The sequence below is a fragment of the Streptomyces sp. NPDC020965 genome (assembly GCF_044333555.1).
In the GTDB taxonomy this organism is placed as follows: Bacteria; Actinomycetota; Actinomycetes; order Streptomycetales; family Streptomycetaceae; genus Streptomyces.
On record NZ_JBIRRE010000028.1, the window covers coordinates 1 to 8,417 of the forward strand.

Genomic DNA, 8,417 nt, shown 5'->3' on the forward strand with positions numbered 1-8,417 from the left:
TCGCGCAGGAGGGCGGCCTTCTCACTGTCGGCCGGGGCGAAGACCACGTCCTTCACGGGGCAGGGCACCGACCCCGCCAGCGCCTGGTCCAGTTCCGCACAGGCCGCGTCGAACGCCTCTGCATACACGGGGTAGGTCTCGTAGAGTTCCTGTCCCATGCCGGGCCATTGGGAACCCTGACCAGCGAACACCCACCCCACCCCACCACCGCTCGCGGGGGCCGTTGGTACGGTCAGCCCGCGCAGCCCCTCCACGGCCTCCGTAGTGTCCTCGGCGACGACTGCGGCGCGCCATTCCCAGGATGTTGTACGGGTCGTGGCCAGGGAGCGGGCCACGGCAGCCGGTGTGGCACCGGTCGACTCCAGGTGGTCGGCCAACCGCTCGGCCTGGGCCTTGAGCGCGGCCGGAGTGCGGCCCGAGATCACCAGCGGCACCAGCTCGGTCCTGGTGGGGGCTGACAGGGGCATGGCCGGTGTACGGACCGGCGGTTCCTCGATGACCATATGGGCGTTGGTCCCGGAGACACCGAAGGAGGAGACAGCGGCCCGACGCGGGCGACCCTTCGTCTCCCACGGCACCGGCTCGGTCAGGAGTTCCACCTTGCCCGTCGTCCAGTCGACCTTCTCGGACGGCTGGTCCACGTGCATGGTGCGGGGGAGGAGTTCGTGGCGTAGGGCGAGGATCATTTTGATGACGCCGGTGACTCCGGCCGCCGCCTGTGCGTGGCCGATGTTGGATTTCACCGAGCCCAGCCACAGTGGCAGTTCACGTTCCTGACCGTAGGTGGCCAGGAGTGCTTCCGCCTCGATCGGGTCACCCAGTGAGGTACCCGTGCCGTGGGCTTCGACCGCGTCGACTTCGGCGGGGGTGAGTCCTGCGTTGGCGAGGGCTTGTCGGATGACTTTCTGTTGTGCGGGGCCGTTGGGTGCGGTGAGGCCGTTGGATGCGCCGTCCTGGTTGACGGCGGACCCCCGTACCACCGCCAAGATGTCACGACCGTCCCGTACGGCATCGGAGAGGCGTTGGAGCACCAGCACGCCGACGCCCTCGGCCCACCCCGTACCATCCGCGCCCTCGGCGAACGACTTGCACCGGCCGTCCGGCGACAGCCCGCGCTGCCGGGAGAACTCCACGAATCCGGCGGGTGTCGCCATCACGGTCACCCCGCCCGCGAGCGCCATGGAGCACTCACCGGACCGGACCGACTGTGCCGCCATATGCAGGGCGACCAGCGACGACGAACACGCCGTGTCGATGGTCACGGCTGGCCCCTGGACACCGAGTACGTAGGAGACGCGCCCCGCCGCGACGCTCGCCGCGGTGCCCGTGCCGAGCAACCCTTCCAGGTTCGCCGGCGGGGCCCCGGTGGCGTAGTCGTGGTACATCAGCCCGGTGAAGACGCCGACATCCCGGCCGCGCAGCGAGGCGGGGTCGATCTCGGCACGTTCGAGTGCTTCCCAGGAGGTCTCAAGGAGCAGCCGTTGTTGCGGGTCCATCGCCAGTGCCTCGCGCGGTGAGATCCCGAAGAACTCGGCGTCGAACAGCCCCGCGTCGTGGAGGAAGCCGCCTTGCCGCGTGTACGTGGTCCCGGGCCGGTCCGGGTCCGGGTCGTAGAGCCGCTCCAGATCCCAGCCCCGATCGGTCGGGAACCCGGTGACGGCGTCGAGCCCCTCCGACAGCAGGTGCCAGAACCCCTCCGGGTCGGTGATGCCACCGGGCAGCCGCAGTCCCATGCCGACGATCGCCACGGGATCATCCGCGACAGCGGTGGGCTTCGCGTTGGTCGTGGTGGTGGTCTCGGTGCCGGAGAGCCGGGTGTCGAGGTACTCCGCCAGAGCCACCGCGTCGGGCCGGTCGAAGACCACGGTCGCGGGGAGCTTGAGGCCGGTCACGGCGCTGAGCCGGTTCCGCAGCTCGACCGAGGTCAACGAATCGAGCCCCAGCTCCTGGAAGGCGCGGCGCGGTGAGACACCGCTGATCGGAAGGCCGAGAGCCGTCGCGGCTTCGCGGCGGACCAGCTCGATCAGCCGGTCACGCCGGTCGGTGTCACCGGTCCCGCTGGTGGGCCACGCCGCGCCGCCCACCGGCAGGACCGGTTCGGCCGGGGTCGTGACCGAGCGCCGGACGGGGCCGACGACCTCCCGCAACAGTGCGGGGAGCCGGCCTTCGACGGCGAGCGCGCGGAGCGCGGGCATATGCAGGGCGATCGGTACGAGTAGGGGTTCCGCCCTGCTCAGCGCCGTGTCGAAGAGCCGTAGACCGTCGGTGTCACGCAGCGCGGCGACGCCTCTCAGATGCGTTCCGTGCAGGGGCACCTGGGCGGTCATACCGCTCGGTTGGGCCCACAGCCCCCAGGCCAGGGACCACGAGGGGTGACCGGCAGCCCGGCGGCGGGCGGCGAGGGCGTCGGCGAAGGCATTCGCCGCCGCGTAGTTGGCCTGTCCGGCGCTCCCGAGGACGCCCGCCGCCGCGGAGAACACCACGAAGGCGGTGAGCCCGAGGTCGCGGGTGAGCTCGTCCAGGTGGACGAGGGCATCGACCTTGGGGCGGAAGACCGTGTCGATCCGCTCCTCGCTCTGTGCGCTGATCGTGGCGTCGTCCAGGACTCCGGCGGTGTGGACGACCCCGGTGGGTGCCGTGGTGGCCAGCAGCGTGCGGACCGCGTCCCGGTCCGCGACATCGCAGGCGACCAGGTCGACGGTCGTACCGGTGGCTTCCAGCCGTGCTTTGAGCTGGTCGGCGCCGGCCGCCTCGGGGCCCCGGCGCGAGACGAGCACCAAGTGACGCACTCCGTGCCGGGCCGCCAGATGCTCGGCGACGAGCCCGCCCAGGGTGCCGGTACCACCGGTGACGAGCACGGTGCCGCCCCAGTCGGGGCCCGCACCGGTGAGGTGGTCCTGCCCTCCGGCGTCTCCGTCCGTTCCCTCCTCCCCGGTTCCGGCGGTTCCCGCGGCGGGGCGCAGGCGCGGCACCCGGAACCGGCCGTCGCGTACGGTGAGCCGCCACTCTTCCGCGGCGGCGGCCTGCTCGGCGATTTCCGCGATCCCGGTCGATGTACTCCGCGCGACGTCGTCCGGAGCGGCCTCGACACCTTCATCGGCGACACCTTCATCGGCGACGAGCAGGAAGCGTCCGGGGTGTTCGGCCTGCGCGCTGCCGACCAGGCCCCACACGGCTGCCGCACCGGGGTCGGTGACGGGTCCGGTGACCACGGTCAGCCGGGTGTCCTGCCATCGCGGGTCGATGACGAACCGCTGGAGTACGGCGAGTACATCCGCGAGTACCACCCGGGCCCGCTGGGGCTCGGACAGCCCTTCGGGGCCGTGCGCCACCCGCAGCAGGACCCAGGGCACCACCCCGGCCCGGTCCAATCCTTCGGCGTCCACGACGACCGGCATCGCCACGGGAGCACCGGAGGCGAACGGTGCCTCGACCCACTCCACGACGAACACCTCGCCCTCGCCCTCGGGCCGTCCGATCGCGGCAGGCAGGGGCCGGGTCATCAGCGAGCCGAGGGTGAGGACGGGCGTTCCGGCGGTGTCGGTGACGGCCAGCCGGACCCCACCGTCAGGGATCCGGGTCAGCCGCACCCGTACCGAACGCGCCCCGGAGGCGTGTACGGCCACTTCGTTCCATGCGAAGGGCAGCGCCACCTTCCCGTCCTCGCTCCACACCGTGGCGGGGTGCAGGACGGCATCGAGCAGGGCGGGGTGCAGGGCGAAGCCGGTGGTGCCGAGGCCGTCGGGCAGTTCGGCTTCGGCGAAGAGGTCCGCTCCGCGCTGCCAGACCGAGCGGACGCCGCGGAAGGCGGGCCCGTAGGTGTAACCGGCCGCCGCCAGGCCCTCGTAGAAGTCCGAGGTGTCCACCCGGCTTGCGTCGACGGGTGGCCACGGCATGGATTCGGGCTCGGCCGGGGTGACCGGTCCGAGTGCACCCGAGGCATGCCGGATCCACCGGGCCGCGGGCGCGGTCTTGGAGTGCACGGTGACCGTTCGCCGGCCGTCCGGGTCCGCCGAACCCACGACGACGCGCAGTGCGAGTGTCGCGTCCTCGTCGAGCACCATGGGTGTCTCAATGATGAGTTCTTCGAGGAAGGGGGTGCCGGTCCGGTCGCCGCCTTGGATGGCGAGTTCGATCAGTGCGGATCCGGGGACCAGGACGGTGCCGGAGACTTGGTGGTCTGCGAGCCACGGTTGCAGACCGACCGATACTCGTCCTGTGAGGGTGATGCCGCCGGTGTCGGGGTTCTCCACCATGGCGCCGAGTACGGGGTGTGCTACGGCTTCCTGGCCGACGCCTGATACATCGCCCTTGCCTGGTGTCAGCCAGTACCGCTGGCGTTCGAAGACGGTGGGGGGTACGGGTTCGGGGGTGGCTTTGGGGAGTACGGAGGGCCAGTCGATGGCGCCGCCGTGGACGAAGACCTCTGCCGCCGACCGCAGGAACCGGTCCCGGCCACCGTCCCCCCGGTGCAGGGAGCCCAACGCTACGGCGTCCGCCGCGGTCTCACCGATCGCGGCGGTGAGGACCGGGTGGGCGCTCGACTCGACGAAGAGACCGAACCCCTGGTCCCGCAGCTCCGCCACCGCGTCGGCGAACCGCACCGGGCCGCGCAGGTTCCGTATCCAGTAGTCACCGCCCGGTGAACCGTCCATCCAGTCCACATCGACCGAGGAGAACCACGCCGACCTCGGCACTCGGCCCGCCACCCCCGCGATCCGTTCATCGACCGTGTCCGTTCCACTGACCAGCGCGACGATTTTCGCTGCGTCGTGGAGGGTGAGTGCGCCGGCTACGCAGGCGGCGGCGATTTCGCCTTGTGAGTGTCCGATGACGGCGTCGGGTTGGAAGCCGTAGGTGTCCCACAGTGCTGCGAGTGACACCATCACGGCGAAGGACGCGGGTTGGACGACGTCCACGCGGTCGAGCCCGGGGGCATCCGCTGTCCCGTACACGACATCGCGTAGGGACCATTCCACATGCGGGGCGAGCGCCGCGGCACACTCCTCCATGCGTGCGGCGAAGGCGGGTTCCGTGTCCCACAGCTCGCGGCCCATGCCGGTCCACTGCGCACCCTGACCGGGGAAGACCAGTACGGATTTGCCGGGGTGGTCGGTGGTGCCGGTGCGGACGTCGGGGGTTGGGCATCCGGTGGCGAGATCGCGCAGGCGGGTGACCGCGTGGGCAGGGTCCTTGGCGAAGACGACGGCGCGGTGTTCGCGTACCGCGCGGGCGGTCGCCAAGGATCGGGCGACCCCGGCGAGTGACCCATCGACGGTCTCCAGATGGTCCGCGAGCCGGCCCGCCTGCGCCGCCAGCGCGTCCGCGCTCCGTCCGGACACCACCAGCGCCACCTCACCGGCGACAGCAGAAATGACCGGTGCCGTCGACAACGGCGGTTCCTCAAGAACGAGATGCGCGTTCGTCCCGGACATCCCGAAGGAGGAGACACCGGCCCGACGCGGGTGACCATTCGCCTCCCAGCGCACCGGCTCCGTCAACAGCCGCACACTCCCCTTCGTCCAGTCGACCTTTTCGGAGGGCTGGTCCACGTGGAGGGTGCGGGGGAGGAGTTCGTGGCGTAGGGCGAGGATCATTTTGATGACGCCGGTGACTCCGGCGGCGGCCTGGGTGTGTCCGAGGTTGGATTTCACCGAGCCCAGCCACAGCGGCAGTTCACGTTCCTGACCGTAGGTGGCGAGTAGTGCCTGCGCCTCGATCGGGTCGCCGAGTACCGTGCCCGTGCCGTGTGCCTCGACCGCGTCGACCTCGGACGGAACGAGTCCCGCATGGGCGAGCGCCTGCCGGATCACCTGTTGCTGAGAACGACCGTTGGGTGCGGTGAGGCCGTTGGACGCGCCGTCCTGGTTGACGGCGGACCCCCGTACCACCGCCAACACTTCACGACCGTCCCGTACGGCATCGGAGAGCCGCTGAAGCACCAGCACGCCCACGCCCTCGGCCCACCCCGTACCGTCCGCGCCCTCGGCGAACGACTTGCACCGACCATCCGGCGACAGCCCGCCCTGGCGGGAGAACTCCACGAACCCCGTCGGGGTAGCCATCACCGTGGCCCCGCCGACCAGTGCCAGGGAGCATTCGCCCGACCGCAGCGACTGTGCCGCCATGTGCAGGGCGACCAACGACGACGAACAGGCCGTATCCACCGTCACTCCGGGGCCCTGCGCGCCGAGGACATAGGAGAGCCGCCCGGACAGCACGCTCGACGACGTACCGGTGAGGAGGTAACCCTCGGAGCCGGCGGTCGCGCCGTCCGCGCCCATGCCGTACGCCTGCATCGCACCGCCGATGAATACTCCGGCATCAGTGCCACGTACGGAAACGGGGTTGATCCCGGCGCGTTCGAGCGCTTCCCAGGAGGTCTCCAGCAACAGTCGCTGTTGCGGGTCCATCGCCAGTGCTTCACGCGGTGAGATCCCGAAGAACTCGGCGTCGAAGAGAGCCGCGTCGGCCAGGAAACCACCGTGCCGGGTCGTGGAGGCGGTCCCGGCGTCCCAGCCGCGGTCGACGGGGAATTCGGTGATCGCGTCGGTGCCGTCCGCCAGCACGTCCCAGAACTCCTCGGGGGAGTTGATCCCGCCCGGCAGCCGTACGCCCATACCGACGATCACGACCGGATCATCCGTGCCTGCCGTCACCGCGGGAGCGGTTCGGGCCTCGTCCACCATGGTGCCGGACAATTCGCTCTGGAGGTGGCGGGCCAGCGCGACCGCGTCGGGGTGGTCGAAGGCGACCGTCGCGGGCAGCGACACTCCGGTGCTCGAACTGAGCCGGGTCCGGAGTTCGACCGAGGTCAGCGAATCGAAGCCGGCGTCACGGAAGGCGCGGGTCGCCTCGATCTCGTCGCCGGCGGACAGCCCCAGCACCTCGGCGGCCTCGGCGCGGACGTGTTCCACCAGGAGCGCGATCCGGCGGTCTGTGTCGAGACCCGCGAGCCGACCGACAAAGGCGTTGACCTCACCGAGGGCGGCAGGCCCGGGCCGGGTCTCCCGGGCCGCGGGCAGATCGTCGAGTAGCGGGCTGGGCCTGCCCGCCGTGAAGAGCGCTACGAACCGCTGCCAGTCGACGCGGGCGACCACGGTGGAAGCGGAGTCCCCGCGCAGCGCCTCGCGGAGAGCGGCGAGCGCCCTCTCCGGTGCCATGGTGAGGATTGCACGGCGTCGCAGCTCGGCTTCGGCGTCACCGGTCGTGGCCATGCCCCCGTCGGCCCAGGCTCCCCAGGCAATGGAGGTGGCGGTCAGACCGTGGGCACGGCGGTGGGAGGCCAGTGCGTCGAGGTAGGCATTGGCGGCGGCATACGCGCCCTGTCCCGCCGCACCCCACACGCCCGCGATGGACGAGAAGAGAACGAAGGCGTCGAGGGGCCGCTCACCCAGGAGTTCGTGGAGCAGCGCCGCTCCCGTCACCTTGGCGGCGGTCGTGGCGGTGAAGGACTCCTCGTCGTACGTGTCCGCTGGCCGCAGGTCACCGGGTGCCCCGGCAGCGTGCACGACCGCGTCCGGCGGGTACTCCGCGATGACGGCGGCGAGGGCCGCCCGGTCCGTCACATCGCAGGGGAGCACGACGGCCTGCGGACCGAGATCCGTCACGGCCTCGCCGGTACGGCTCACCAACACGACCCTCTGGGCGCCCGCAGCCAGGGCCCACCGGGCGATATGAGTGCCGAGGGCCCCCGTACCACCAGTGATCAGTACGGTCCCCCGCGGAGTCCAGCCGGTGCCCCACCGTCCGGTGGTGGCGGGCACGAGTCGGCGGGCGAAGACTCCCGTCGAGCGTACGGCGACCTGGTCCTCCGTCCCGCCGAGCACGGCGAGGAGTCGGCCGAGCGCATCGGCGTCTCCCTCCTGCGGCAGGTCGACCAGACCTCCCCAACCGGCGGGACGTTCCAGGGCGACCACTCGGCCCAGGCCCCACACCTGGGCGGCGTCGGGGTCGGTGAGCGTGTCCCCGGCGCCGGTGGTGACGGCGCTTCGGGTCACCGCCCACAGGCGTGCCCCCTCCGGGGTTTCTCGTACCGCTTCCAACAGGCCGAGTGGTGTGGGAGATACACAGAGCACCCCGGCGACGGGACCACCGGCCGCGCCACCGACGATCACGTCCAGGCCGCGCGCGGCCAGCTCCGCGGCGAGGGAGTCGTCCCCTCGAACGAGCCAGCGGCCACCGGGGACGACTGCCCTGGGGGGCGATACGGGTCGCCAGTCGATCTCGTACTGCCAGGCTTCGTCCTTCCCGGGGCGGCTCCCGCGGCTTTCGGAGGTGAGCCAGTAGGTGCGGTGTTGGAAGGCGGTGGTGGGGATTGTGGTGGTGGGTGTGTGGGGGGTGAGGGTGGTCCAGTCGATGTGTCCGCCGTGGGTGTGGATGGTGCTGATGGCGGTGAGTGCGGTGTGGTGTTCGGG

General features: G+C 71.1%; 1 protein-coding gene. It reads right to left on the bottom strand.

Translation table 11 applies throughout. From position 1 onward, the window contains the following. A partial coding sequence (locus ACH4S7_RS36435; RefSeq protein ID WP_398525728.1) for an SDR family NAD(P)-dependent oxidoreductase occupies positions 1-8,417 on the bottom strand: 8,417 nt, incomplete at both ends.